Here is a 26967-nt window from a genome sequence, read left to right as displayed (position 1 = left end):
CCGTCACCATGAGCCGGAGGCGGCGGGCGCACGCCGATCCGTCATCACAAAAGAAATAAAGCAAAGGGTACTTACTATTAGGTAGTAATCATGCTTAGTATTTACTCCCCAGCAATTGCTGGTTTGTGATCAGCAGCCGATCGTGAAAAGAGCGCGAAGATGACAGAGAACCACTGGCCCCAGGGCGGCAGCAACGGCACTCCTGCGGCTACCCAGCAGACGGCCCTCCGGCCGGAATCCACGTTCCCGCCGCCGTCCAACGGGTCCGCAAAGACCGACGCCGCCAAGGATGAGGCGGCGGATGTGAAGCGCCAGGCCGCGGATTCGGCCCGGAACGTGTCCGAGACGGCCAAGACGGAAGCAGCCACTGTTGCCGCCGAGGTGAAGACGAACGCCCGGGATCTCCTGCAGCAGGCGAAGTCGGACCTCACGGATCAGGCCGGCACGCAGCAGCAGAAGGTAGCCGCGGGCCTGCACTCCATTTCCACCGAACTGCACACCATGGCCGCAGCTTCCGAACAGCCCGGCGTCGCCACCGACCTGGTGCGCCAGGCCGCCGAACGCTCCTCGGCCGTCGCCGGGTGGCTCGATGGCCGCGATCCGGGCTCGCTGCTGACCGAGGTGAAGTCCTTTGCCCGCGAGCGGCCCGGCACCTTCCTGCTCCTGGCGGCCGGAGCCGGCGTGCTGGCCGGCCGGCTCAGCCGCAGCCTCAGCGCCGGCGCACCGGAACCGGCCGCCGCCGGCGCCACCGCAAACCCCGGCACCAGGGTCCCGGACACCGGCAGGGCAGTCCCGCCGCCGCCCGTGCAGCTGCCCGCCCCGGAAACCACGACGGCGGGCTTCGCGGACACGTACCCGCCGGCTCCCGCCGGGAATGACCCGTTCGGTGACACCGCCCGGCAGGACCGCTGGGCCTCCGAGCCTGTCGTGACTGAGCCGCTCCGGCAGGATCCGCTCCGCGATGACCCCTTTGACGGCGGCCGTCGATGACCAGCGACATGCCTCAGACCGCCGCGCACGCCAAAGCTGAATCCTCGTCCTTGGGTGACCTCCTGGGCGAGGTAACGCGGGACATGTCCACCCTGATGCGGCAGGAAGTGGAGCTGGCCAAGGTCGAGCTCAAACAGTCAGCGGCCCGCGCCGGCAAGGGCGGCGGGATGCTGGCCGGTGCCGGCGTCGCGGGCCACTTCGTCCTGCTATTCCTGTCCCTGGCGCTTTGGTGGGCGCTCGGGACGCTCCTGGGACTGGGCTGGTCCGGCGTCGTCGTCGCCGTCATCTGGGGAATCATCGCCGCAGCCCTGGCAGCCACGGGCCGCAAGGAACTCAACGCCATCAGGGGCTTGCCCCAGACCGTCGCTACGCTGCAGGAAATCCCTCCCACGCTCAAACCCACCCCCTAGATCCAGCGAGGAAACACGATGAGTGAAAACCCGGATGCCATCCGAGCAGATATTGAAGCAACCCGCGCACGGCTGGGCACGAACGTCGATGCCGTAGCGGACAAGGTCACACCGTCGCACATCGTCCAGCGGCAGACCGACAGGGTCAAAGCGAACGTCAAGGACGCCGTCTTCGGAGTGAAGGAAAAAGTCATGGGCGCTGCCGACCACACCGCCGGCAACGTCCACACCGCCGCCGGAAACACGGGTGCGCACCTCGGCAACGCCGGGGCAGCGATGGGGGGCGCCCCCGCGCAGGTCAAAACGAGGACCCGGGGCAACCCGCTCGCGGCGGGCCTGATTGCCTTCGGCGCGGGCCTGTTGGCCTCCGCCCTGATCCCGGCCAGCCAGAAGGAACGCGAAGCTGCTGATGCCCTCAAGACAGCGGCCGAGCCGTTCACCACCGAACTGACCGAGGCCGCCAAACACATGGCCGAGGGACTGAAAGAGCCCGCCCAGGCTGCGATGGAAAGCGTCAAGGCCAGCGCTGCAGATGCCACCGAGGCCGTCAAAGCCGAGGGCCAAGGCGCGGTCGCGGACGTCAAAGAGCGGACCGCAGAGGCCAAGGACACCGTCCAGCAGGCCTGATCCCGCGAGAACCCGGCCGGCCGACCTGCGCTCACGCGCCGGACGGCCGGCCGATGCGCTTAACCCGACAAAGGAAAAAATCCCATGACCCAAAACCCTGCCACGGCAGAAAATAGCAGCATAAACGACGCCGAAACCCAGGAGAGCAGCACAGCCAAGGCCCGCACGGCGCCCGCTCCGGACGATTCGCGCAAGCCGGACAGCCCCACGGACGTCACCAAACCGTCGTGGAAGTTCATCGCGAAGAAAACGCTGCGGGAATTCACCAAGGACCAGTGCCCCGACCTCGCCGCGGCCCTGACGTACTACTCGGTCCTCTCAGTTTTTCCGGCGCTCTTGGCGCTGGTGTCCTTGCTGGGGATTTTTGGGCAAGCCGAAAAGACCACCGCCGCGTTCCTGGAGATCGCCCGGGGATTCGCGCCTGCTGAAACCGTGGAAGCGATCCGCCAGCCAATCGAGCAGCTCAGCAGCTCCTCCGCCGCCGGACTCACCCTGGTGATCGGACTTCTTACCGCTCTCTGGTCCGCATCCGGGTATGTCGGGGCGTTCGGGCGGGCCATGAACCGGATCTACGAAATCGACGAGGGCCGGCCGTTCATCAAACTCCGGGGCACGATGCTCGCCGTCACGATCGCCACCGTGCTGATTGTTGTACTGCTGGCGGCCATGCTCGTCCTCAGCGGCCCCGTGGCCGAGTCCATCGGCAGCGCCATTGGTTTGGGCGGTGCCGTCCTGACAGCGTGGAACATCCTCAAATGGCCCGTCATTTTGTTGCTTGTGGTGCTTGCGATCGCCATCCTCTACTACGCGACCCCAAACGTAAAGCAGCCCAAATTCCGCTGGATGAGCCTGGGCTCGCTGATCGCCCTGGTGATCTTCCTGCTGGCATCCTTGGCCTTCGCGTTCTACGTTGCCAACTTCAGCAGCTACAACCGGACCTACGGCGCGATCGGCGGCGTCATCATCTCGCTGCTCTGGCTCTGGATCCTGAACCTGTCACTGCTCTTCGGCGCCGAATTCGACGCCGAAATGGAACGCGGCCGCCAACTGCAGGCCGGGATTGAGGCTGAGGAAACCATCCAGCTGCCACCCCGGGACACCAAGCAGAGTGACAAGCTGCAGGCGCGTGAAGAGGAGGACATCAAACGGGGCCGCGAACTCCGTGAACAGCACAGCACAGCGGGCGCGGGGGCCGTCCCGGGTCGCACTGCCGCTACCGAGGGGGATCGGCCCAACCCGCGGGACCAAAGCCCCTAGCCCGCTCCGACCCATTGAGTTCTACTGGGCGCAGTACCGACCGGAGGCGGACACGGCTGACCTGAACAAAGCGCGCGGCAATGCCTTGACTGTGCGCTGACCATGCTTCACCGGACCAATCCTTCAGAGGGGAGCTGGAGGTGACTTGGAGAGGAGGACGCCCGTGCGAGCATGGCGGGTAGGGCAGCCCGGGCCGATGAGGACAGGCCCCCTTGTGCAAGCCGAGTGCCCCGACCCCAAACCGGGCCCCGGGGAGGTATTGCTGCGGGTAAGGGTGTGTGGAGTCTGCCGCACGGACCTGCACCTGGCTGAGGGCGATCTCGCCCCGCGCCGGCCCGGTGTCATCCCCGGCCACGAGGTCGTTGGGGATGTCATTAAGTGCGGGGACGGCGCCACGCGGTTCTCACCGGGAAACCGGGTCGGCGTCCCTTGGCTTGGCGGGACCTGCGGCTCCTGCCGTTTTTGCCTGCGCGGAGATGAAAACCTCTGCCTCTCCCCCGTGTTCACCGGCTGGGACCGCGACGGCGGTTACGCCGAACTCATCACGGTGGCCGAAGACTTCGCCTACCGGCTCCCGTCGGGCTTCTCGGATGAGGAGGCCGCGCCGTTGCTGTGCGCGGGGATCATCGGCTACCGGGCGCTCTGCCGGGCCGATCTGCCCATCGGCGGTCGGCTGGGGATCTACGGTTTCGGCGGATCCGCGCATTTGGCGGCCCAGATTGCCCTTTTCCAGGGCGCGCGTGTGTATGTAATGACCCGATCCAAGGAGGCCCGGACCCTCGCCCTGGAGCTCGGCGCGACCTTCGCCGGCGGCGCCGATGAGCAGCCGCCGGATCCGCTGGACTCGGCGATCCTGTTCGCCCCGGCCGGCGGCCTGGTTCCGGTAGCACTGCGCGCCCTGGACCGTGGCGGCACCCTCGCTGTTGCCGGCATCCATCTAAGTGATATTCCGGCGCTGAACTATGCCACGGACTTGTTCCAGGAACGCCAGCTGCGCAGCGTCACAGCCAACACCCGGGCCGACGGCGAGGAGTTCCTGCGCGTCGCCGCGGAGATCCCGCTCCGGCCCACCACAGTGGCCTACCCGTTTGAGGCCGCGGACCGGGCGCTGCTGGATCTGTCCGAGGACCGGGTCACCGGAGCGGCGGTGCTCCGGATGGACTCAACGTAGCCGGCCAGTGGCGGGCAGGCCGGATCGGTCGTCCGCGCGCAGGAATTCGTGTTCCTGGCCCGGCTGGATCAGGACGCTGCGGGCGCCCACCCGCACCAGCACCGGGGCCGCGTCGCCAGGCGCTGCCGATACCCTGAGACGGTCGCGCTCCAGGTGAACGGCGAGCATCTGGTCCCGGTAGCGGACCTGGAAGTCCACGCGGCTGAGCTCGACGGGCAGCCGGGGGACGAAGTCGAGGGCATCGCGCGTAATCTGCAGCCCGGCAAAACTGCGCTGCACTACGTCGATCGTGCCGGCCATGGCGCCGAGATGGATGCCGCAGCGGGTAGTTCCGCCTTGGGTGTCATCCAGGTCCGCGTCCAGCGCCTCCCGGAACGTTTCCCACGCCCGCTCGGGATTCCGCTGCGCCAGCACCGAGGCGTGGGCCACCCGGCTGAGCGTTGATCCGTGCGCTGTCCTGGCCAGGTAGAAGTCCACAGTGGCTGCCATCTGCGCTGCGGTAACGGTATAGTCCATCCGGGCCAGGAACCGGATCAGCTGGTCCTCGCCCAGGACGTAAAGCAGCATCAGGACGTCGGCTTGTTTGGCCAGCCGGTAGTGGTTGGTGCTGTCCCCTTCCGCCTCCAGGATCAGGTCCAGCCGCTCGATGAGCCCGTAGCTTCGGCGGTAGTGGTCCCAGTCAAGTTCCCGGAGCGCGGCGTAGCCGTCGAACTGGCTGATGACGCCGTCGTCGTGGAACGGAACGAACATGCGGCGGCTGAGGTGTTCCCAGGCCGTCATCTCGGCGGCGGTGACCAGCAGCCTGGTCCGCAGTTCGTCCATGTCGAATCCACGCACGGAATGCATCATCCAGACGGCTTGGTCGAACACCCAGGCCGCCATCACGTTGGTGTACGCATTGTCGTTCAGCCCGCCGCCCGGGTCACCCGGGTTGCCGGTATGGTATTCATCCGGGCCCATAACTCCCCGGAGGTGGAAGCGGTCTTCGACCGGGTCGAATTCCGCCATGGACGCGAACAGCCGGGCGACTTCCACGATGATTTCCGCCCCATGCCCGGTGAGCCACCCGCGGTCCTGGGTGGCCTCGAAGTACTGCCAGGCGTTGTAGGCGACAGCGAGGCCGACATGGCGCTGGAGCCGCGAATAGTCCTTCATCCAGTGCCCGGACCGCAGGTTGAACAACAGCTTCGGCGTCTGTTCAGTGCCGTCACTGCCGCTTTGCCATGGGAACAGGGCCCCCTTAAGTCCCGCGTCCCGCGCCGCGTCCCGGGCCGCGCCGAGCCGCCTCCAGCGGTAATCGAGGAGCTCGCGGGCGAGGGCGGGCAGCCTCGAATTCAGCAGTGGGAGGACAAAAAGCTCATCCCAGAAGACGTGCCCCCGGTACCCTTCGCCGTGCAGCCCGCGGGCCGGTACACCGGCGTCGACTTCGGCGGTGTGGGTGGTGAGGGTCTGCAACAGGTGGAAGACGTGCAGGTTCAGGATCAGCTGGGCCTGCGAGCTGGCGTCGAACTCTATGACAAAGGGTTGGAGCAGGACGGCCCATGCGGCGTCGTGCTCGGCCTGCAGCGCCGTGAAACCGCCCGAGGCGCGGGCCAGGACGGCCCGGGCCGCCGTTCGGGGAGATGCGATGGCGTGATCGCGGGAGGAGGTCACGGCCACTGTCTTGAGGATCGTCAGCGGCGCACCCGCTGTCACGAAAACTTCGAAGCGGTGGGTGTGCAGCCCATTCAGCTGTTCGGGAATCCCTGCCCCGGGCGGCCCGTCGGACCCGGAGATTTCCGTCCGGAGCGCCAGGGCGATCCCGATTCCGCTGGTGACGGTCCGGACCTCCACTGTGAGTTCGGCGGCACCCGGGCCGTCCCCGGCCGCCGTAGCCCGGACGGAACCCAGGTGCCGCTTGGACAGCGCCGCGTCCTCGGGGACATTGGAGTTGGTGACCCCGGTGTCACAGCCGCTGCGAACGCTGACGCCGCCGTCCCAGCCGACGGCCGTGACGACCGTTTCCATCGCGGCGAGGTGCGGGACGGCCATGGACACCAAGCGGCGCTGCACCAGCAGAAGCTGCCGGCCGGTGTTGTCCTCCAAAAGCGCCTCCCGGGTCAGCACCGCCCGTTTCAGGTCCAGGGTGCGGCGCTCGCTGCGGAGCGAAAGTCCGCCCTCGGACCACCACGCCCCTTCGCCGATCCGGAGGTCCAGCGGCAGCCAGTCGGGAATGTTGACCATGTGTTCGTCGACAGTTTCCTGGTCCGCCACAACGCTGCGCAGGCTGTTGTAAACGCCGGCGAGATAGCTGCCGGGATAGTGCACGGCCCCGGCCCGGTGTTCGGGGGCGGCGCCCCGCGTGGCCAGGTAGCCGTTGCCCAGGGTGGTGAGGGCTTCGCGGTGGCCCTCATGCACCGGGTCGAAGCCTTCGTAGACCAGCAGCCACGGGTGCGTGATGACGAGTCCAATGTCCAGTTGGCTGACATCCTCGACGACGACGTCGGCGCCCGCCGCTTCCAGCGGTCCCCGGCGCCCGGACCGGTCGATGCCAACGACCAGCCCAAAGCCGCCGCGCCGGCCGGCTTCCACCCCGGCCGCTGATTCCTCGATGACCATGGCCCGGGCGGGCGGGATCCCGAGCCGCCGCACCGCTTCCAACTGCAGCGCGGGGGCCGGCTTGCCCGCAACGTCGCGGTCCAGGGCCGTCTGACCGTCGACGACGTGGTCGAAGAAGTCCCCGAGGCCGGCGGCGGCCAGCAGCGCGCCGGCGTTTCTGGCGCAGGTGGCAAGCACCACCGGAATTCGCCCCGCTTTCAGCCGGCCGAGGAGGTCCACTGTGCCCGGGAACGCCCGGACCGGTTGGTCACCGAGCAGCTTTTCGAACAGTTCGTTCTGGCGTGCGGCGAGCCCGAAGACGGTCCATTCCCCCGAGCCATCTGAGGGGTTGCCGTCCGGGACTGCCCCGCCGCGGGAGGCCAGGAAAGAGGTTACCGCGTCTTCCCACGTCCGGCCTGCCACGAGGTCCAGGTAGTCTTCGGTGCAGAACGGATCCCGGCGGGTCCCGGCTGGAAGCCGCGGGTCCTGGAGGACTGCGTCGAAGAGTTGCTTCCATGCCGCCGAGCGAAGACCGGCGGTGTCGGTGACCACCCCGTCCAGGTCAAGGATCACGGCATCGACGGGCGCCAGGGCTGCGGCTAGGGTGGGCGACTCCGTCATTCCTCAGTCGTATCAGGCCTGCGGCAACTGCGACAGTGGCGTTGTACCGCTATTCCGGCCCGCCGGCCTGATAGCCGTCAGCCAAGCAGCGAATCGAGGGTGGTAAAGCCATAGCCGGCCTGGCGGATCCGATCGATGATCCCGGGCAGGGCATCGGCGTCCAGGGTGGTCCCGTCGTCGGGATTGGAACCGATGTGCATCAGCACGATCTCCCCGGGCTGAAGGCCGGCGAGTGTCCGGTCAGCCACGATGCGCGCCGAGATCCCGCCGCTGCTGCCCTTCCAGCCCAGGGTGTCCACGCTCCAGCGGACGGCCACGTAGCCGTAGGCGTTCACGGCAGCGATGGTCCGGGCGTCGCGTTCACCGAAGGGAAAGCGGAACAGGGGCCGGGGGTCACCTCCGCCCGCGAGGATGGCCTGCTGCGCCCGAACCAGCTGGTCCCCGATCGCGGCGTCGGGGAGCCCGGTAAAACCAGGGTGGGTCATCGAATGGTTCCCCACCCGGTGGCCGCCCGCGACGATCGCCGCGACACCCGCCGGGTTGCCGGCCGCCCAGTTGCCGGTCAGGAAAAACGTGCCGCGAACGCCAGTGGTGGCCAGTGTCTGCAGGATGCTGGGCAACCCTGCGGCGTTGGCTCCGGCGTCGAAGGTCAGCGCCACCACTGCACCCACACCCGGGACTACCTCCAGATCGCGGCCGGCGAGCGCGGCGGGGAACGGGGCCGGGGGCGGCTCCGGCGCCGGGGGCGGGGGCGGCTCGGGCGCCGGGATGGCAGGCAACGGTACCGGCCCGGCCGGAGCCGTTTCGCTGGGGGTGCGGACCGGAGCGTCCGACGGCGACGAACCCGGCGTCGGGCTGCCCGGCGGCTCCTCCGACGGGCCGGCGGTGTCCACAGGTGACGACGCCGGAGCTGACGACGCCGGAGCTGACGACGCCGGCGGCGGTGATGTCGGGGCAGCCGCCGGCGGGTTGGCTCTCAACACAACTGCAAGCACCACGGCGGCGGCCAGCAAGAGCACCGCAGCGGCGGCCACCAGCCACCGGCGTCGGCCGGAAAGGTTCGGCCACATGCTTGACTGTGGCACCGCCGGCGACAGCCGGACTAGGGCTGAAAGGCCCGGGCGGGCGGCGACGCTGCCGGTGTCAGCCGGTCGGCCCGGTACCGGTCGAACAAGCGGATGAAAGAGTCTTCCGTGCGGCGGTAGCCGGTGAAACCCGCAAGCCGGCTCTTGCTCATATCCGTGACAACTTCGAGGTTACGGCCCAGGTCACCGTCTGTGTGCCACCAGGACGCGACCCGGGCGAGCTCGGGTTCGGCCAGCCCGTGGCGGGCGGCGATGCCTGCCCAGACGCCCTCCTGGCCGGACATCTGCTGTTCCAGCGGGCGTGGCCGGCCCTCGTACCCAACGGGTTCGACGCCGAAATAGGCGGCCAGCGCAGGCCACATGCGGCGCCAGCGGAAGAGGTCTCCGTTGACGATGTTGTACGCCTGGTCGGCTACCCCGTCGGCGGTGGCCGCCCAGACCATGTGTTCTGCCAGAAGCCCGCTGTCGGTCATGTCCGTCAGGGAGTTCCACTGCGTCTCGGAACCCGGGAAGATGAACGGCAGGCCGAGTTCCCGGCAGATGGACGCCTGGACCGCGAGCGTTAGACCCATGTTCATGGCGTTGCCGACCGCATGCCCGATGACCGTATGCGCCCGGTGCACGGACCAGCCAAAGCCCTGCCGGCCCGCGCCAGCCCATAACTCGTCTTCCTGGGCGTAGTAGAAGTTAGGCGTCGGCAACCTGGGCTCGCATTCGCGGAACGGCGTGTCCGGCATCTCCCCCGCCGCGTACGCTTCAAACGGACCCAGATAGTGCTTCAACCCGGTCATCAGGGCCACGTGTTTCACTGGCTGGCCGCTGAGGCTCGCGAGCAGGTTCCGCAGCATGGCAGCGTTGGTGTCGATGTTTTCCTGTTCCGTGTCCATCCGCGACCACGCGGTGTAGAACACGTGACTGAGCCGTTCACCCGCCAAGGCTTCACGCAGGCTCTCCACGGAGGTCAGGTCCGCGCTCACGTGCCGGACATCGCCGCGCCGGATCGGGTGCCGCGAGAGGGCCACAACGTCCCAGCCCTCATCGGCCAGCCGGTCAACCAGAGCCGATCCGGCAATGCCGCTGGCCCCGACCACCAAGGCGGTCCTCGTATCAATGGTGCCTGAACTGCTTGCCACGCTGTTCCTCCTCGTACTGTCCGCTGCGCCTCGCCGTCCCAACAGGGGGCACGGCGGGCCAGACCAAGGTCATTCTCCGCCCGCTCCAGCCTCTCACAGACCGAACGGGGCGGGCAGTAGGATAAAGGCAGTGGAGTGCGCCTCACCAACCAGCGAATGCTAAGGCAGGATATCCGTGAAAATCCTTCTCCGATATCCGCTCGTTGCAGGCACAGTCGCGGCCCTGCTCGCCGTGCTTATCCTGCTCCTGTCCGGGCAGGAGCCGATTGCGCAGATCACAGCCAGCAGCTACGCCCTGGCGGTAGCGGCCTATCTGGCCGTCGGCATGGTCCGCCGGCTGATGGGTGGCCAGTGGGGCATCGACATCCTGGCGGTCACCGCCATTGTCAGCACCGTCCTGGTGGGCGAATTCATCGCCGCCATGATCATTGTCCTGATGATGGCCGGCGGCACAGCCCTCGAGGACTTCGCCGCCGGCCGGGCCAAAAAGGAACTGACCTCCCTGCTGGAACGCGTCCCGCAGACTGCCCACCGGGAAGGGGACGGCAGCTCCGCCGCCGAAACCAGCACAGGCGGCCAGCTCGAGGATGTTGCCGCCACCGACGTCCGGATCGGAGACATCCTGCTGGTCAGACCCGGTGAAGTGGTGCCGCTGGACGGCATCCTGCTTTCTGAATCCGGCAGCTTCGACGAGTCCTCCCTCACCGGGGAAAGCCTTCCGGTGGAACGGGTTGCCGGGGACGGGCTGATGAGCGGCTCCCTCAACGGCGAAGCCGCGGTCCGGATGCGGGTCACGGCCCTGATGGCGGATTCGCAGTACAGCCGCATCGTCGCCCTGGTCAAGGAAGCCGCGGACAGCAAGGCACCCATGGTGCGGCTCGCGGACCGGTATGCCGTCCCGTTCACCGCCCTCGCGTACCTTCTCGGCGCGATCGGCTGGATCATCAGCGGCAGCCCGGCCCGGTTCGCGGAGGTGCTTGTGGTCGCCACCCCGTGCCCGCTGTTGATCGCCGCCCCCGTGGCGTTCCTGGGCGGCATGAGCCGTGCCGCGCGCGGCGGCATCATCGTCAAATACGCCGGCGTGCTGGAGCAGTTGAGCCGGATCAAAACGGTCGCCTTCGACAAGACCGGGACCCTGACCTACGGCCGCCCCTCCCTGGTCGGCGTCCGGACCTCCGGGTCCTTCACCAAGGACGACGTCCTGGCCCTGGCGGCCTCCGCCGAACAATATTCCTCCCACGTGCTCGCCGCCTCCGTAATGGAGGCTGCACGGAACCGCGGGCTCGTCTTCGAAACCGCAACGGAGGCCAACGAATTCGCCACGCACGGCGTCCGGGCACGCTTCGACGGCCGCGACGTGGTGGTTGGCAAGCCGAAGTTCGTGGCTGAATCGGCCGGCGGCGTCGAGGAAATCGAGCTGGCCAGCGGCGAACTCGCCATCTATGTCGGCGTCGCCGGGGAATTCGCCGGGGCCCTGGTGATGAGCGACCCCATCCGCGGGGAAACCCGCCGCACCTTGGCCGAGCTAACCGAACTCGGCGTTATCCAGACGGTGATGCTGACCGGCGATGCGCTTGCGACCGCCGAACACATCGCGGACGCGGCCGGGCTCACCGATGTCCGCGCCGAGTGCCTGCCGGCGGACAAGGTCGAAGCCGTCCGGGACCTGCCGCTGCGACCGGTCATGATGGTGGGGGACGGCGTCAACGATGCCCCCGTGCTGGCCGCCGCCGACGTCGGCATCGCGATGGGTGCCCGCGGCTCGACGGCGGCCGGCGAGTCGGCCGACGTCGTGATCATCCTGGACGACCTGTCCAAGGTAGCCGCGGCCGTGCGGATCGGCCAGCGCACCATCAAGGTGGCGCTGCAAAGCATCTGGATCGGCATAGCGCTGAGCGTGGCGCTGATGCTCGCCGCGGCTGCAGGCTTCGTCCCGGCCATCGCAGGTGCCTTGTCCCAGGAACTCGTGGACCTGGCGACAATCCTCAATGCGCTGCGCGCACTCAGTCCGGGCACCTCAGCGAAGGCCGGGAAGCAGGCGCCCGCCGCTACCGGGAAGCAGGCAGTTTCTCGGCTTCCGCGATCCGCGGAACGGTCCTGAGGTAGCTGTCCGGATTCAGCGAGATCGAATCGATGCCTTCACCGACCAGGAACGCCGCGAACTCCGGGTGGTTGCTGGGTCCCTGGCCGCAGATGCCGATCTTGATGCCGGCCGCATGCGCCTTTTGGATAGCCTCGCTGATCATGGCCATCACGGCCTCATCCCGCTCGTCAAAGAGTGCGGCCAGCTGCGCCGAATCCCGGTCCACGCCCAGGACAAGCTGGGTGAGGTCGTTGGAGCCGATGGAGAAGCCGTCGAAGCGGGTGGCGAACTTGTCGGCGAGGACGACGTTGGACGGGATCTCACACATCATGTAGACCTGCAGGCCGTTCTGGCCCCGAACCAGGCCGTGCTCCGCCATCACGGCCAGCACCTTGTCCGCTTCCCGGGGGGTGCGGCAGAACGGCACCATCACAATAATGTTGCTAAACCCGAGCTTCTCGCGGACCCGTTTGAGGGCGGCACACTCCAGGGCAAATCCCTCGCGGTACCGCTCGTCGTAGTAGCGGGAGGCGCCGCGGAAGCCGAGCATGGGGTTTTCCTCCGGTTCCTCGAAGGCGGAACCGCCGATCAGGTGCGCGTACTCGTTGGTTTTGAAGTCGCTGAGCCGGACGATCACGGGCCGGGGGAAGTGGGGTGCTGCGATCTTGGCGATGCCAAGAGCCAGGGCGTCCACGAAGTAGTCCTTCGGGTCGGCAAAGCCGCTGGTCAGGGCACGGATCTGCTCGGCCTCGTGGGGGTCGGTGACCCGCTCGGGGTGAACCAGCGCCATCGGGTGGACCCGGATCAGGGCGCTGATGATGAATTCCATCCGGGCGAGCCCGACGCCGTCGGCCGGCAGCCGCCACCACTGGAAGGCTGCCGCGGGGCTGGCGATGTTGACCATAACTTTGGTGTGCGTCTCGGGCAGTTCACCGAGGTCCACGTCCTCGGTCTCAAACGCGAGGCTGCCCTGGTAGACCCGGCCTTCGTCGCCTTCGGCGCAGGAAATCGTCACGGACTGGTCTTCCGCGAGGACAGTGGTGGCATTGCCTGTACCCACGACTGCGGGTACCCCGAGTTCCCGGCTCACGATCGCCGCGTGGCTGGTAGGGCCGCCGCGGTCGGTCACGATGCCTGCTGCCCGCTTCATAATCGGAACCCAGTCCGGGTCGGTCATCTCGGTGACCAGGATGGCGCCGTCGCGGAAGTTGTCAATGTCAGCGGCGCTGCGGATCACGCAGGCCGTGCCGTGGGCGATGGAATCGCCGATCGCGGCGCCGCGCACCAGTACGCTGCCCGCCTCCAGCAGGTGGTGGAGGGTGAACCGGGAGCCGGTTTTTTGCGACTGGACCGTTTCCGGCCGGGCCTGGACCATAAACAGTTCGCCGGTCACACCATCCCGGGCCCACTCCATGTCCATCGGCCGGGCATAGTGCTCTTCCACGCTCACGGCCCAGCGCGCCAGCGCGAGAATCTCGGCGTCGTCCAGGACAAAAGCGCGGCGTTCCGCGTCGGAGGTGTCCACCATTTTGGTGCGGGCGTGGCCGCCCCGGCTGTAGACCATTTTCCGGTCCTTGGAGCCCAGCGTCTTTTCGATAATCGGAGCGAACTCCGGCTGGGCCAGGAGCGGCTTGAAGACGACGTATTTGTCCGGATTGATGGTGCCTTGGACCACGGTTTCGCCAAGCCCCCAGGCGGCGCTGACCACTGCCACGCCCGGGAAGCCGGAATCAGTGTCGATGGAGAACATCACGCCGGAGGCGCCGACGTCGGAGCGCACCATCCGCTGCACACCGATCGAGAGCGCAACGTCGAGGTGGTCGAAGCCCTTGACCTCGCGGTAGCTGATGGCACGGTCGGTGAACAGTGAGGCGTAGCAGCGCCGGCAGGCGTCCAGGAGTTCGCGTTCCCCGGCGATGTTCAGGAAGGTCTCCTGCTGCCCGGCGAAGCTCGCATCCGGCAGGTCCTCGGCGGTGGCGCTGCTGCGGACAGCAACGGAGAGCCGGTCCACCCCGGCCCGCTCCCCGAGTTCCCGGTAGTGGGAGCGGATGGACGCGGCGGTGTCCTCGGGAAACTCACTGTCCAGGAAGAGCTCCCTGATGGCTTCCCCGGTGGCGCGCAGGGACGTTTCGCCGGCGCGGTAGGACTGGATCTGTGAGCGCATCGCCGATTCGATGCCGTTGGCCTCGATGAACCGGCGGTAGGCGTCCGCGGTGGTCGCAAAGCCGCCCGGCACGCGCACACCCTTGGTTTTGAGGGACTGGATGAGTTCGCCGAGGGAGGCGTTTTTGCCCCCCACCTGCGGGACGTCACCCATACCGATCTCTTCAAACCACAGCACCGGGGATTCAGCCATGTCGCAACTCCTGCTTTCGGCAATTGGGAAGGAAAACACTGGACACGATGGTGACCGCTGGCGTCCGGCGCCCCTGGAGCCATCCTGTGGCGGCGGACCATCCGATGTCAGAGGCTTTGGACCTTGAATGCCGCGGCGGCCCGAGCGACCCGGCGGTGACGGACCGTTTTGTAGAGCCAGTCCGCAAGCAGCACGGCTGGGATGGCGGCAAGGGCCACGGCCAGACCGCCGGGCGAGGGCGGGGCTTGGCCCAGCAGCGTTGCCAGCGGCCCGAGGAACAGGAAGACCGCCAACAGTCCCAGCTCCGCCAGCACCGCCCAGATCAGCAGCCGGTTGCTGAACCAGCCCAGCCGCCACGGCGGCACGCTGGCGCTGCGGCAGGCGAAGGCGTTAGCGAGCTGGGCCAAGACCACTGTGGTGAACGCGGCTCCGGAGGCGGCCATCAGCACATCCGCCGCGGGCAGTGCCGCCCCGGGGGTCCAGCCCGCACCGAACAGGACAGCGGTGTACGCCGTCATTTCGAAGACCGCCTCGACCGGCCCCAGCACTCCGAACACGCGGATCATCAGCCCCCGGTCCATCAGGTGCCGCCGCTCCGGGGGCCGTTTCAGTGTTCCCTTGCTCGGGGCCTCGCTGCCCAGCGCCAGCGCGGGCAGCAGGTCGGTGCCGATGTCGAGGGCCAGGACCTGCAGCACGCTCAGCGCCAGCGGAAACCGCCCGCCGGAGAGCGCCCAAATGACAAAGGGAGTAAGTTCGGCGACGTTGTCCGTCAGGTGGTAGGTCAGGAAGCGCCGGATGTTCGCGTAGGTGGCGCGTCCCTGCTCCACTGCGGCGATGATGGTGGCGAAGTCGTCATCGAGCAGCACCAGGTCCGCCGCCTCCCGGGCCACGTCCGTGCCGCTGCGCCCCATCGCCACACCGATATCCGCCTGCCGGAGTGCCGGGCCGTCGTTGACGCCGTCGCCGGTCATTGCCACGACGTGGCCGCGGCGTTGCAGCAGGCGGGCGACCCGGAGTTTCTGTTCCGGGGTAACCCGGCTGACCACCACCCCGTCGCGGTCCAGCAGCGCGGTCAGGACGGCGTCGTCCTCGGGCAGGTGGTGTCCCTCCAGCACAAGCTCCGGGGTTCCGATCAGCCCGGTCTCCCGGGCGATGGCGGCTGCCGTGAAGGCATGGTCTCCGGTAACCATGGCCACTTTGATTCCGGCCCCGCGGGCCGCCTCGAGCGCCACCCGGACCTCGGCGCGGGGTGGGTCGTGCAGGCCGATCAGCCCCAGCAGCGTCAGTCCGCGTTCAACGTCCTCAAGCTTGAAATCGGCGCCGGGCAGGCCAGGCAGGCTCCGCTCGGCGACGGCCAGTACCCGGAGCCCGTGCGAGGCCATCTGGTCGACCATTTGCACGGCGCGGTCGGCGCCGTCGGCACCGTCCCCGCCCGCCCCGCCACACAGCGGAATCACGGACTCCGGGGCGCCCTTGACGTACAAGGTGGTCCCAGCGATTGCGGATTCCCGCAGCCGCCGGGGATCGAAGGCGAAGCGGTGCGACACCGCGGGCTCAGCGGGGCGCTGTCCGGTTCCTGCCAGCCGGGCCGCCAGCGCATCGATGGCGGCCTCCATCGGATCGCCCTCGACGATCCACTGCCCCTCGTGGAGCACCGCACGGCCCACGGACGCGGCCAGCGCCGCGGTGCTGAGGTGCCCTGCCTCCCCGGTTCCCGTTCCGGTGACCTCGGCCTCCGGGCCGTACCCTGCGCCGATGATGCTGACCAATCCGGCAGGGGTCCAGACCTCGACGGCGTTCATCCGGTTCTGGGTCAGGGTCCCGGTCTTGTCCGTGCAGATAAAGGTGGTGGAGCCGAGGGTCTCCACCGCTTCCAGGTTCCGGACGAGTGCGTTGCGCCGCGCCATCCGCTGCGCCCCCACCGCCAAGGACAGCGTGACCGTCGGCAGCAGGCCCTCGGGCACAAGTGCCACGGCGACCCCGATGGCAAACAGGAAGGCGTCCCGCCAGGAGATTCCCACCAAAAGGGAGAGGACAAAAAACAGTACGCCGATGCCCAGTGCCATCGCGGCCGTGATGCGGACGATCCGTTGCAGTTCCCGGGCCAGGGGGCTGGGCGGCGCCTCGACCTTTCCGGTCAGGGCCGCGATTTCGGCGAGCCGGGTCTTCCCGCCGGTGCTCGCGACCACACCTTCAGCCTGGCCGTTAACCAAAAAAGTCCCGCCAAACACGGTGTCGCCGGGGATCTTGGCGAGCGCCTCGCTTTCACCTGTGAGCATCGATTCATCCACGGAACAGCCTGCCGCCAACGCCAGCCGGAGATCCGCCGGGACCCGGTCGCCGGCAACCAGTACGACGGCGTCGTCGGGCACCAGCTCGGTGGTGTGGACCTTGATGATGCGGTTATCCCGCCGGACCGAGACCATCGCCGGGAGCAGTTCGCGCAGCTTCGCTGCGGCATGCTGAGCGCGCTCCTGCTGGATGTAGGCGAACACTCCGTTCACCAGGATCACAACGACGATCGCGATGGCCAACTGCGGCATCCCTGCCAGGTAGGCCAGCACGGAGGCGCACCACAGCAGCACGGCGAAGAAATGCGTGAGTTCGGCCAGCAGCCTGCGCCAGCCGGGTACCGTGCCGGCCTCCGGGAGCTTGTTCGCCCCGAAGTGTTCCAGCCTCCGGGCGGCCTCCGCCGAACTCAGTCCCGCGACGCCCGGCACGGCTCCGGCGCTCGGGCCGCCGACGCCGCTCCGTCCGGAAGTGGCCCCCGGCGTCACGGCTCCCCGGAGCCGCTTAGGCGCAACATTGCGGACCAACCCGGATCAGGTAGCTCATGGCTTGAGGGTGCGCCTCCACGCCCGGCCCACGTTAGGGCCAAAGGTCACGGCGGGTGTGGACGAGGGACTGCCACGAGGAATCCCGCAGTCACCGAAACGGCTGCACCGGCTCATGGCAGCGGCAATTCGGTCAGGTGGTTGTGAGCCACAAAATGTCAGTTTCCGAAGTCGTCTGCACGGAATGTCCACACTCGTCTGCACTACCCACTAAATTTCCGTAGGGAACGTCCCACGGAACACTTCTCGACCAAGCGGTTTCACTGCCTGGTGGGCATCCGTCCGCCAGGTAATGCGTGGTGTCGACCCCGCCGTCGCAAATATCTCCGGCATGCACGCTTAGGCTTGTTGTCCAGCCATCCCGTCGACGCCTGCGACGGTGGACAGTAGCGGTGGCCCTGATCTGGCTCAACACGCACGCCCGGATGAGTTGCTCCTCTTTAACGTCCTGGCCATGGTCGCCGAATTCGAAGCCGACCTGATCCGCTCACGAACCCGTGAGGGAATGGCCGTCGCCAAGGCGAAGGGCCGCCTGCGGGGGAAGCAGCCCACGCTCTCAAAAAACAGGAAGCGCACCTGGTCTGCGTACACCGGGCAGCGACCCACACGACCGTGGAACTGGCCGAACTCTTCGCGGTCGCGCGTTCCACCGTCTACGGCACCATCAAACGCGCAGGCGACCCCACGGGACCGCTTAGCGTGGAATTTCGTCGGAGCCCCGAGCGAAGGCCTTAACGCAATAGCCGCAACCGTTCCGTGCAGACATCTTCGATGCAAAACGCCGAGTTGCGCAGGCGGGTTCAAGCAACTAAATGTTCAGAGTCGTCTGCACAACCCCGTACTTTAACGGGTGCTTGTGCAGACGACTCCGAAAAACGACACTCTTGAACGCGCCTGATTGCTTGTAGCGGAAACGGTCGTTTTTGACCTGCGTTTCCTGCCCTGACGCCCTGGCTGTGACTCACGGCGATAAATGGCGGCTTTTCGCATCGTTTTTTGTCACTTAGCCCGCTGGGGTCCGTCTCCATGCGATGGGGAGAGGTGCCGCACCTGCCCATACGATCGCGGGTATGAGTCGGGTGAATATGGCAGTTTGATTCAGTACCGGTGGGACGGCTTGAACCAAGACCACCAACTACTCGCCGGTATACGCCGGAACGAACGCTGCGACGGCGAACTCCATCGCGATCGCAAGCAACGAATGCTTCTCCGGCTGGACCAAGACCTTCACGGACCCTCGTCTCTGCGCCGCGATCGTGGACAGGCTAACCTTCAACGGCTCCATCATCGAATCCGGCGCCGACTCGCCCACACCATCGCCCACCAAACACGCAAACCAACCGTAGTGAGCCCCAGGGGCTCGGCGCATCAAGTCCGAAATGACCGCCGAGTAAAGCTCTAAGCGCCATGAGGCCGCGTCACCTTTCGAATACCGGTGAGAGCCGAGTTCAGAACATCGGCGGCCGAGGTAGTTCTTCCCCGTTCCTCACGCGGGCAGACGGCGTCCGCCTCATGAGCCGCAGGAAATCTTTGCAGGCGTCATTCTCGGTGAAGAATATCTGTTCCTCAAACCGGCACCCGCGTTCGGAATAGTAGACCGCCCATTCATGGCCGCGATCCTCTAGACAGTACGTATCGTCAGGGGTGCCACCCTCAAGTTCATAGGCATTTGTTTTGTAGCCTTCAGACTCCAGAACTGTTTTCAGTTCGCTACGGTTCACTACAAACCTCCTTGAAGAATCTCGTCCATCGTTGACCTTGAATCCACTGACAAGATCGCCAGTGAGCGATGGTGGGGTCGGACCGCACATCTTCATATGCGTCCGCCAAGAGGCACTTCCACCGCCCTGACAGCTGTCCCGGATAATCTACACGCGGCCCGGGGATCAGCTCAGATGCTGCCGACAGCTTCGGCCAGCAGTCGGTGGCCCTCGGTCGAGGGATGGATGCCGTCGCTGAACAGGGCCGGGCGGTCGGCCAGGACGTTCCAGGTGTCCAGGAAGTCCCGGAAGGTCCGCTGGCACCAGGACCGCATGCTCTCCCGCAGGTCTAGGATCTCGTCCAGATGGAGGCCGGGTATCACTGTGGTGTCTACCCAGTTCGGGCTCATCACCACCACGCGCCGTCCCTGGGACTCCATGGCATCACAGAAGGACTCCAGCCGGGCGATTACGTCCTGGCTCACTTTTGCCCCGCTTCGTCCCTCGACATGGAGAAGGTCATTGATGCCGGCCGCCACCAGGATCGTGTCGGCGCGGCGGGCGGACACCTCGGCCTCGGCGGCGTCCAGGACCTCGAGCATGGTGGCGCCCGGCCAGGCCAGGTTGAAGAACCGGTTGTTCTCCTCGTCGCGGGCGATGTGTCGCGAGGCGACCCGGGCGGCCCAGCCGCCTTCCGGGGTGCAGCGCCCGTAGGCAATGCTATCGCCGATCAGGGCAATGCGTTCGGCCACGGCCAGAGGCTCGGCGGAGACGTAACACCAGGCCTGCCCGTGGGCTCCGGTGGGCACGCGGCGGCGGGCGTAGGCGCCGACCTCGTAGGCGTCGGCCGTGGCCAGCTGGTCAGGGGTTAGAGCCAGCAGGCCGCCGGATACTGAGTTACCTTCACGCCGGACGAGGCCGAGGTGAACGTTCTTGCCGCTCTTGGCAATCACATCCAGGTCGGTGATGACGACCTCGGTGGTTCCGTGCCCGATCAGGGAGTCCTTGACCGTGTTGAGCCGGGTGCCGAACAGCGACTGCAGCACCTTCTCATCCAACAGGGTGCCGAACGAGAAGACCAGGTCGGCCGGGGCAGAGGTTGTAGTGCGTTCCGGGTGTACCAGAGGGGTGCTCCTTGGGCAGAATTTTCGTCACTCGGATGCCGTCCGAACGGAAGCCGCACCGATACGACAAACTTAGCAGCGCCGTCGTCCTCCGGGAGCGGCCCATCGGACGGGACCGACTCCGGGGCGTGGGCTCGTGGGTGGTCCTGAATCAAGCCGTCTCAGTGGTCCCCAATTAGGTTGGCATACTCAGATTTCGTTGATGATCCGGTCCAAGGCTGCCTGGGTTGTCGCGAGGTTTGTGATGGTGTCCGAGATCCGGTCGCGTTCCTGGAGCAACCGGCTCCGCAGCTTGGGTGTCCTCACGCCGGGATCACTCATGCACGGGAGCAGATCGACCATCGTTGCGCTGCATATGCCGGCTCCGAAGAGCTCCTGGATGAGCCCCACACGGGCCGCCGCATCCGGGCCGTAGACCCTTTGCCCTGATCCGGTGCGGTCCGCGCTTAGCAGGCCCTGGTCCTCGTAGTACCGCAGTGAACGCACACTGACCCCTGTCGCGGCCGAAAGTTCTCCGATACGCATCTATGCCTTGCCTCTCACATTGGTGTCAGGTTCTAGGGTACGAGCATGACTACAGAGAAGAGAACCACAGCCCCTGTGCGCCAGCTGCGCCTCATCGTCGAAGCCGAAGATTACGAGGCCGCGGTGACGTTCTACCGAGACGTGCTGGGCCTCACTGAACAAGCCGCCTTTGAAGGTGACGGCGATGCCAGAGTCACCATCCTCGAGGTCGGTCGCGCCACGCTCGAACTCTCCAACCCGGCCCAGATCCGGATGATCGACGATATCGAGGCCGACGGCCAACGGAGCGCAAAAATCCGGGTCGCCTTCGAAGTGGACGATTCGGCCACGGCAACGAAGGATCTCGTCGCGGGCGGCGCCACCCTCGTTGCCGAGCCGCGCGAAACGCCATGGAAGTCATTGAACTCCAGGTTGACCGGTCCCGGGGGGTTGCAGCTGACCTTGTTCCAGGAACTGGAAGACATCCAGACACGCAGCACCCGCCCAGGGTTCAAACACCCCTAAAGCAGCTGCCAACGATTCACGGCACTCCAGGATCAGCTCAGGCCGCACCAGGACAGCACGAGCATAAAAGATCAGCCGCGGACGTCCCGCCCCCGCGTCCCCATCCCAATCGAAAAAGAGAATTCAATGTTCCACGCAACAACGGCCGACCGTGACGCATGCGGCGCCGGCAAGGTCATATCCAAGGATCAGCAGTTCGGGTACGCGATACAGGAACTCGGCATCTCCACAACCGATGGCGAAAAACGGGTAGAAGCCGGGGAGGGAACGTCCCTCTATTGCATCGGCGGCCGCGGCTGGGCGTCCCTTCCTGGAGGACATGCCCGGTACGCCCTGGAGCCAGGGACCGTCTTCGCTGTCACTGAACCCGGATGTGGGGTCATCATCAACGCAGCCGAGGACCTTACGATGCTGCGGGTGGACCATACACGTAACAGTTGAGAGACCGTCTGGCCGAATGAAACAGTCCCCCATCGCTAACCAACACCCGACAGGAACATCCATGAGCCACGCGCGAAATCCCACCATTGACCCCCGTGCCGCACTGGTGATCATCGATGCGCAACGGGCCTTCGACGACGCCGCGTACTGGGGTCCTCGCGATAACCCCTCCTGCGAGGCGAACATCGCGGCCCTGCTGATGCGCTGGCGGGAAACCGGCCGTCCCATCGTTTTCGTCCGCCACGATTCGACCACGCCCTCCTCCCCCCTGCACCCGAACAACCCCGGCAACGCGTTCAAGGACATCATCACCGGCACACCGGATCTTCTGGTGCGCAAGAACGTCAACTCCAGCTTCCACGGCACCCCCGATCTACACGCGTGGCTTCAGGAAAACGACATCAAGGAGCTGGTCGTCTGCGGAATCACCACCAACCATTGCTGCGAAACCACGGCTCGAGTCGGGGGCAATCTGGGCTACCGGGTCTACTTCCCCCTCGACGCGACCCACACCTTCGACCGCACCGCCCCGGACAGACAAAACGTCACCGCGGCTGACCTGTCACGGATGACAGGGGTGAATCTCCACGAAGAGTTCGCCACAGTCGTGACCACATCGGATCTGCTAGAACGGGCAACGCAGATTACTGCCCGGTAGCCGGAGCTGACACGACTGTCCTTTCCGCGTCCCCTGGGGCCTCAGGCGCTCCCGCGGTCGGCGGCTCTCGCGCTTGGTCTAGATCCCAGCGATTGGTTCGGTGAGCTGCCCGGACCGGCTGATGAAGGGTGAGTGGCTCGCCTCAAGACAGACCGCATTGGTGCACCGATGGGCCATTCGTTCCTGCGGGGCGGGGCTGATCCTTGTTCAACCACCCACCCCCGGCAAGCGTCCCCAGCTTCGTTGCCGGCTGGTGCCGCGTTCAGTCGAGGACTGCGGCTACCGCTTCGACTTCCACGAGCTGGTCGGGGTAGCCGAGAACAGTGACTCCCATCAGGGTGCTGGGAACATCGTGGTCACCGAACGAGGTGCGGACAACGTCCCACGCAGCCACCAGGTCGACCCTGTCGTTAGACGCGACGAGAACGCGAGTGCTGATCACATCCTCCAAGCCCGCACCGGCCGCCTCCAAAGCAAGGCGCATGTTCGCTATCGCCTTCTCCGCCTGGGCCGTGTAGTCACCTACCCCCGCCGTCGAACCATCCGCGTTCAGCGGACATGCGCCGGCCAGGAAGATAAGGCGGGCGCCGCTGGGGGCGGTTGCTGCGTATGCGTACTGCGCAACGTCTGCCAGAGAGTCCGAACGAATGAGACTGACCACTCGCGCCATGTTTGCCTCCATTGTGGTTGCCCCACTTTTCTGTCCATCGGGTCACGTCTGTCGGCTCGCGAAGCGAGCTTCTCTTGATCAGAGCGTCAAAACAGTTCGTTCGTCTGTGAGCCGGGCCAGTGCGCGGGCCTCGGCGCTGCCGGGTTCGGCCGTGTAGGTCAGGATCCGATGACCGGAATCGTCCGGCATGGTCAGGACCTCAAACCCGAGCTCCAGCGGTCCGAGCGCAGGGTGGTGCAGGGTTTTGCTACCGGACATGCAGTTCTCGACCGGGTGTTCGGCCCACATCACGGCGAATTCCGGGCTTTTGAGGGTCAGCTCACCGACCAGCGCGGCGAGCTCGGCGTCGTCGGCGAACCGGCCCGACAGGAGCCGCAGGGAGGCCACGGCGCGGCCGGCCTCGGTCCGCCAGTGCGCATACAGGTTCCGTGTGGCTTCGTCCAGGAAGAGCATCCGGGTCATGTTCGGCCGCTGTGTCGGCGTTTCCGGGGATTCGAAGTCCAGATGCGGGGCGACCAGGCCGTGGCCGGCGGCGTTCCAGGCCAGGACCTCCGTGCGTTTACCCAGCACCACCGCCGGGACCGGGTGCATGGACTCGATCAGCCGTTTCGTTCCGGGCCGGACATGGTCCGGGCGGCTGCGGGAAGGCTTCGCGTTCCGGCGCCGGATTCCGGAGAGGTCCGCGAGGTGCTTGCGTTCGACGTCGGTCAACGCCAGCGCCCTGGAAAGGGAGTTAATGACGGCGTCGGAGGCGTTCAGGTGCTGGCCCTGTTCCAGCCGGGCATAGTAGGTCACGCTCATCCCGGCCATCATCGCCACCTCCTCACGCCGCAGGCCAGGCACCCGCCGCGTCCCGTAGTCCATGAGCCCGACATCGCCCGGGCTCAGGGAGGCCCGTCGTTTGCGCAGGAACTCGCCCATGGCTGCCGGTTGATTCATACCTGTGAGTATTCCCGAACATCACCAACTGTGGGTAGCACTGCCAGTGCTACCCACAGCACGGCGTGGCTGTCCGTGCCCGGGACCGGCAGGGTGGAAGGGAACCCATCCCAGACTTCAGCGATCGGACATCCCCGCCATGACAGCCCGCGACACCTCACCACTCCCCCAGCTCACCGCACCACCGGCCCCGCCAGCTCCCGCAGCGCCTCCCCGGATGACCGGCCGGCAGCGGCTCATCATGGTCCTGCTGCTGACCGCCAGCTTCACCCTCGCGGTGGACTTCTCCATCCTCAACGTCGCACTCCCCCGCATCGGGGCCGACGTCGGATTCTCCCTCGAACACCTGCAGTGGATCGCGACGTCCTTCGCGCTCTGCGCGGCAGGATTCACCCTGTTCTTCGGCCGGGTCGCTGACCTCTTCGGCCGCAAACGCCTCTTCATCGCCGGCATGGCTCTGCTCGGGATTGGTTCCCTTCTCGGCGGCCTCGCCACCGATCCCGGCCTGTTGCTGGCCGCACGTGTCGCCCAGGGCCTCGCCACCGCCGCCGTCACCCCGGCCGCCCTGTCCCTGCTCACGACGTCCTTCCCCGAGGGACCGCTGCGGGACAAAGCCCTGGGACTGAACGGCTCCCTAATGGCCGCCGGCTTCACCACCGGCGCGATCCTCGGCGGACTCCTGACCGACCTGCTCTCCTGGCGGTGGGCGTTCTTCATCAACATCCCCGTCGCGGCCTTCGTTCTGATCCTGGCACCGAAACTCCTGACCGAATCCGCCCGGGGGAACAGGACGAAGCTCGATGTCCCAGGCGCCGTCACCGTCACCATTGCCCTGCTCGCACTCGTCTTCGGCCTGACCACGGCCGGCGAGAAGGGCTGGGACGACCCACTGGCGTGGGGCACCCTGACCGCAGGCGCGGCATTGTTCATCGTGTTCTTCTTCATCGAAAAGAACACCGCCCATGCCCTCGTCCCCGTGAGTATCCTGCGCCGAAACAACATCGCCTGGGGCAACATCGCCGGAATCCTCGCGTTCGCCACCGAAACCTCCCTGGTCTTCGTCCTCACCCTCTACCTCCAGCAGGTCCTCGGCTACACCCCGCTCGGGGCCGGCCTGTCCTTCGCCGTGCTCGGCGCCGGCACCATCGTCGGGGGCCTGATCGCGCCGAAGCTCATCGGCAGGCTCGGCAACAAAAACACCATCATCCTCGGCCTCACCATCCAGGCCGCCGCCACCGGATCCCTGCTCCTCATCAACACCAGCCAAGGATCCCTGATCATCGTGCTGATCGGAACCTTCATCGGCGGCGTCGCCAACCTCGCCGCTATCGTCGGTTTCATGGTCACCGCCACCACCGGGCTGCCGGACACCGAACAGGGCCTCGCCACCGGGCTGACGACCATGAGCCAGCAGGTCGGCATCACCATGGGCATCCCGGTCATGAGCACCATCATCGCCGCGTCCCTACTCCGGCACGGCAGCGACAACGCCCCGCAGCAGGTCCTGGACGCCGTATTACCGGCCATCGGCATCAACGCCGGCCTCTGCCTCGCCACAGCACTACTCGTCGGACTCCTTCTGCGCATGCGTCCTGCAGTCCCGGCAGAAGCAAACTAGACCCAGTCCTCCGCCAAGAGACCCTCCCGGGCTGCCGGCCGGGCGGGGAAGCAAACGTCTTTTGGCGCTAGGCTTCGGTCCATGATTATCTGGCTCAACGGCACCCACGGGGCGGGTAAAACAACGACGAGCGCGCTCGTGCAGCAGTTGCTGCCCGGATCCCGCGTCTTCGACGCTGAAAAGGTCGGTGAGGTACTCATGGACATCAAACCCGGGCTTCCGGCGACGGATAACTTCCAGCACTGGGACCCGTGGCGGACGCTCGTTGTCGAAACCGCCAGGCGTGTGCTCGAGTACACCGGCGGAACGCTCGTGATGCCGATGACGGTCTTGGTGGAGACCTACTGGCGGGAGATCAGCGAGGGGCTGAGCGCTCACGGCATACCGATCCAGCATTTTGTTCTCCACGCCGACCAGGCAACGCTCCGCGACCGAATACAGAACGATAAGGACCTTGCCCCTTCGACGTTCCGCTTCGCGTACCTGGAACCGTACGCCGAGGCAGCTCATACTTGGCTGCACCATGAAGCCGAGGTCATCGACACCACGCACATCACGGCGGACCAAGCTGCGCAACGGATCGCGGATTCAGTCCTTAGCCGCCAACGGCACACACCACCCGGCAGCCTGCCCGACGACGGTCAGCTTCCGGAAACCCGCCTGTCGAAAACTAGTCTTTAGCTGTGACAGACGAGCAAATACTCAGCGGAGGCAACGCCAGCGGCGTCGTCGTGCGTGTGGGGTCAACCGTCCGTAAACCGTGGACCGAGGCGACCCCTCATGTCCTGGCCTTCATGACAGCAGTCCGGGCGGCCGGGGTCGATGTCCCCGCTGCCCTCGGCCAAGATGCCCAAGGCAGGCAGGTCACGGAATTCATTCCAGGCCGGCTTGCCCTCGATTCGGATCCACTCACCCATGCAGAACTCGGCAGGGTCGGAGCGATGGTGCGGGCCATCCACGACGCAAGCGAAGCATTCACCCCAGACCCTGGCGCGTCGTGGATCACGGCGATTCCCAGTCCCGGCGAAGAGCTAATCTGCCACAACGACCTCGCGCCGTGGAACCTCATCATCGGTGAACGATGGGCATTTATCGACTGGGACGCTGCCGCGCCGAGCACCCGGCTATGGGACCTTGCCTACGCCGCCCAAGCCTTCACGCTCTCCAACACCCAGCAGGCTCCCAAGGAAGCGGCACAAAATCTCGCAGCATTCGTCGATGGCTATGCAGCAGACCCTGGCCTGCGCGCCGGCCTCCCCGCCGCAATGTATCGCCGCGCCGCAGCCATGCACAACCTTCTCAGGTCTTCTCACGAGACAGGTCAGGAACCGTGGGGGACCATGTATGCCAATGGGCACGGCGACCACTGGAGAACCGCAACTCAATACGCAAAACAGCACCAACGCATCTGGGTCGAAGCGCTCCTCCCATCAACACGTTAACGGATCGGCGTACCGGAGGGCTTCTTCGCGCCTTGCGCGTGGCACGAGACCCGGCGACCGCCCTCCGGTTGACCGCGGGAGACAGAGACGAAGTGCTGATGGCACTGGCCTTGCGCCGCAACTCCGACGAGTCTGGGAACTAACAGGTTCGATCGACTGAACTTCATCACGGCAGGCCTTCGTCGCCGAGCATATGGACGAG

The 26967-nt window shown here is 66.4% G+C and carries 22 protein-coding genes and 2 pseudogenes; 14 read left to right on the top strand and 10 right to left on the bottom strand.

The genetic code is table 11. The features are described from left to right. The first annotated feature begins 159 nt into the window (after window positions 1–159). From QK287_RS05595 to QK287_RS05575, 5 genes are all read left to right on the top strand, one after another. A complete protein-coding gene (locus QK287_RS05595; protein ID WP_226775896.1) occupies window positions 160–990 on the top strand; it encodes a hypothetical protein in 831 nt (276 codons plus the stop codon). Between the two features lie 8 nt (window positions 991–998). Beyond that, window positions 999–1400, top strand: a complete 402-nt coding sequence (locus tag QK287_RS05590) for a phage holin family protein (protein WP_282359520.1) — start codon at window positions 999–1001, stop codon at window positions 1398–1400. Window positions 1401–1418: 18 nt separating this feature from the next. After that, window positions 1419–2027, top strand: coding sequence for a DUF3618 domain-containing protein (locus QK287_RS05585; RefSeq protein ID WP_226775894.1), 609 nt, complete (start codon window positions 1419–1421; stop codon window positions 2025–2027). Window positions 2028–2111: 84 nt separating this feature from the next. Then, on the top strand, window positions 2112–3284 hold the full coding sequence (locus QK287_RS05580; protein ID WP_226775893.1) for a YihY/virulence factor BrkB family protein: 1173 nt from the start codon (window positions 2112–2114) through the stop codon (window positions 3282–3284). Window positions 3285–3447: 163 nt separating this feature from the next. Continuing rightward, entirely contained in the window at window positions 3448–4455 is a 1008-nt protein-coding gene (locus tag QK287_RS05575; RefSeq protein WP_226775892.1) for a zinc-dependent alcohol dehydrogenase family protein, read from the top strand. Here QK287_RS05575 and QK287_RS05570 read toward each other — a convergent pair. The 3 genes from QK287_RS05570 to QK287_RS05560 all read right to left on the bottom strand — a co-directional run bounded on the left by QK287_RS05570 (window position 4447) and on the right by QK287_RS05560 (window position 9871). Beyond that, window positions 4447–7653, bottom strand: coding sequence for an HAD family hydrolase (locus QK287_RS05570; protein WP_282359519.1), 3207 nt, complete (start codon window positions 7651–7653; stop codon window positions 4447–4449). The two genes, QK287_RS05575 and QK287_RS05570, sit on opposite strands and share 9 nt — an antisense overlap. 77 nt (window positions 7654–7730) lie before the next feature. Beyond that, on the bottom strand, window positions 7731–8723 hold the full coding sequence (locus QK287_RS05565) for a polysaccharide deacetylase family protein (protein WP_282359518.1): 993 nt from the start codon (window positions 8721–8723) through the stop codon (window positions 7731–7733). Between the two features lie 32 nt (window positions 8724–8755). After that, window positions 8756–9871, bottom strand: a complete 1116-nt coding sequence (locus tag QK287_RS05560) for an SDR family oxidoreductase (protein ID WP_282359517.1) — start codon at window positions 9869–9871, stop codon at window positions 8756–8758. A gap of 175 nt (window positions 9872–10046) precedes the next feature. Between QK287_RS05560 and QK287_RS05555 the strand changes: the two genes are divergently transcribed. Further along, window positions 10047–11972: a heavy metal translocating P-type ATPase gene (locus tag QK287_RS05555; RefSeq protein ID WP_226774651.1), complete on the top strand. Its 1926-nt coding sequence runs from the start codon at window positions 10047–10049 to the stop codon at window positions 11970–11972. Here the strand turns inward: QK287_RS05555 and ppsA are convergent. Further along, window positions 11920–14310 carry a phosphoenolpyruvate synthase gene (gene ppsA / locus QK287_RS05550; protein WP_282359516.1) on the bottom strand — a complete coding sequence of 797 codons (2391 nt, stop codon included), beginning with the start codon at window positions 14308–14310 and terminating at the stop codon, window positions 11920–11922. The genes QK287_RS05555 and ppsA overlap by 53 nt on opposite strands. A gap of 107 nt (window positions 14311–14417) precedes the next feature. Continuing rightward, on the bottom strand, window positions 14418–17030 hold the full coding sequence (locus QK287_RS05545; protein ID WP_226774696.1) for a cation-transporting P-type ATPase: 2613 nt from the start codon (window positions 17028–17030) through the stop codon (window positions 14418–14420). Window positions 17031–17577: 547 nt separating this feature from the next. On the opposite strand from QK287_RS05545, the pseudogene QK287_RS05540 reads away from it, so the two are divergent. Continuing rightward, a pseudogene (locus QK287_RS05540) lies at window positions 17578–17879 on the top strand (recombinase family protein); the annotation flags it as partial. 440 nt (window positions 17880–18319) lie between these two features. After that, window positions 18320–18490: pseudogene (locus QK287_RS05535) on the top strand (ATP-binding protein); the annotation flags it as partial. Between the two features lie 102 nt (window positions 18491–18592). Here the strand turns inward: QK287_RS05535 and QK287_RS05530 are convergent. The 3 genes from QK287_RS05530 to QK287_RS05520 all read right to left on the bottom strand — a co-directional run bounded on the left by QK287_RS05530 (window position 18593) and on the right by QK287_RS05520 (window position 20493). Further along, on the bottom strand, window positions 18593–18865 hold the full coding sequence (locus tag QK287_RS05530) for a hypothetical protein (RefSeq protein WP_226774653.1): 273 nt from the start codon (window positions 18863–18865) through the stop codon (window positions 18593–18595). A 170-nt stretch (window positions 18866–19035) separates the two neighbouring features. Then, on the bottom strand, window positions 19036–19926 hold the full coding sequence (locus QK287_RS05525; protein ID WP_282359590.1) for a GDSL-type esterase/lipase family protein: 891 nt from the start codon (window positions 19924–19926) through the stop codon (window positions 19036–19038). A 231-nt stretch (window positions 19927–20157) separates the two neighbouring features. Next, window positions 20158–20493 carry a MerR family transcriptional regulator gene (locus QK287_RS05520; RefSeq protein ID WP_226774654.1) on the bottom strand — a complete coding sequence of 112 codons (336 nt, stop codon included), beginning with the start codon at window positions 20491–20493 and terminating at the stop codon, window positions 20158–20160. Between the two features lie 45 nt (window positions 20494–20538). Between QK287_RS05520 and QK287_RS05515 the strand changes: the two genes are divergently transcribed. The 3 genes from QK287_RS05515 (at window position 20539) to QK287_RS05505 (ending at window position 22096) form a co-directional block, all read left to right on the top strand. Continuing rightward, on the top strand, window positions 20539–20997 hold the full coding sequence (locus QK287_RS05515) for a VOC family protein (protein ID WP_226774655.1): 459 nt from the start codon (window positions 20539–20541) through the stop codon (window positions 20995–20997). A 126-nt stretch (window positions 20998–21123) separates the two neighbouring features. Continuing rightward, window positions 21124–21438, top strand: a complete 315-nt coding sequence (locus QK287_RS05510) for a hypothetical protein (RefSeq protein ID WP_226774656.1) — start codon at window positions 21124–21126, stop codon at window positions 21436–21438. A 61-nt stretch (window positions 21439–21499) separates the two neighbouring features. Beyond that, a complete protein-coding gene (locus QK287_RS05505) occupies window positions 21500–22096 on the top strand; it encodes a cysteine hydrolase family protein (RefSeq protein ID WP_226774657.1) in 597 nt (198 codons plus the stop codon). 262 nt (window positions 22097–22358) lie between these two features. On the opposite strand, the gene QK287_RS05500 is transcribed toward QK287_RS05505, so the two are convergent. Together QK287_RS05500 and QK287_RS05495 are read right to left on the bottom strand one after the other, a co-directional pair. After that, the gene (locus QK287_RS05500) at window positions 22359–22766 is read right to left on the bottom strand and encodes a Rid family hydrolase (protein WP_226774658.1); all 408 of its coding nucleotides are present in this window, start codon (window positions 22764–22766) and stop codon (window positions 22359–22361) included. Window positions 22767–22844: 78 nt separating this feature from the next. Beyond that, complete coding sequence (locus tag QK287_RS05495; protein ID WP_282359515.1) at window positions 22845–23705, bottom strand: helix-turn-helix transcriptional regulator; 861 nt, start codon at window positions 23703–23705, stop codon at window positions 22845–22847. A 139-nt stretch (window positions 23706–23844) separates the two neighbouring features. Here QK287_RS05495 and QK287_RS05490 point away from each other — a divergent pair, with 139 nt between their 5' ends. The 3 genes from QK287_RS05490 (at window position 23845) to QK287_RS05480 (ending at window position 26765) form a co-directional block, all read left to right on the top strand. Next, window positions 23845–25323: an MFS transporter gene (locus QK287_RS05490; protein ID WP_309485690.1), complete on the top strand. Its 1479-nt coding sequence runs from the start codon at window positions 23845–23847 to the stop codon at window positions 25321–25323. A gap of 81 nt (window positions 25324–25404) precedes the next feature. Then, complete coding sequence (locus QK287_RS05485; protein WP_226774660.1) at window positions 25405–26004, top strand: AAA family ATPase; 600 nt, start codon at window positions 25405–25407, stop codon at window positions 26002–26004. A 2-nt stretch (window positions 26005–26006) separates the two neighbouring features. Beyond that, a complete protein-coding gene (locus tag QK287_RS05480; protein ID WP_226774661.1) occupies window positions 26007–26765 on the top strand; it encodes a phosphotransferase in 759 nt (252 codons plus the stop codon). Window positions 26766–26967 lie beyond the last annotated feature (202 nt).

Source organism: Arthrobacter sp. AL05 (genome assembly GCF_029960715.1).
Classification (GTDB): Bacteria; Actinomycetota; Actinomycetes; order Actinomycetales; family Micrococcaceae; genus Arthrobacter.
This window is presented reverse-complemented; position numbering and strand designations above follow the sequence as displayed.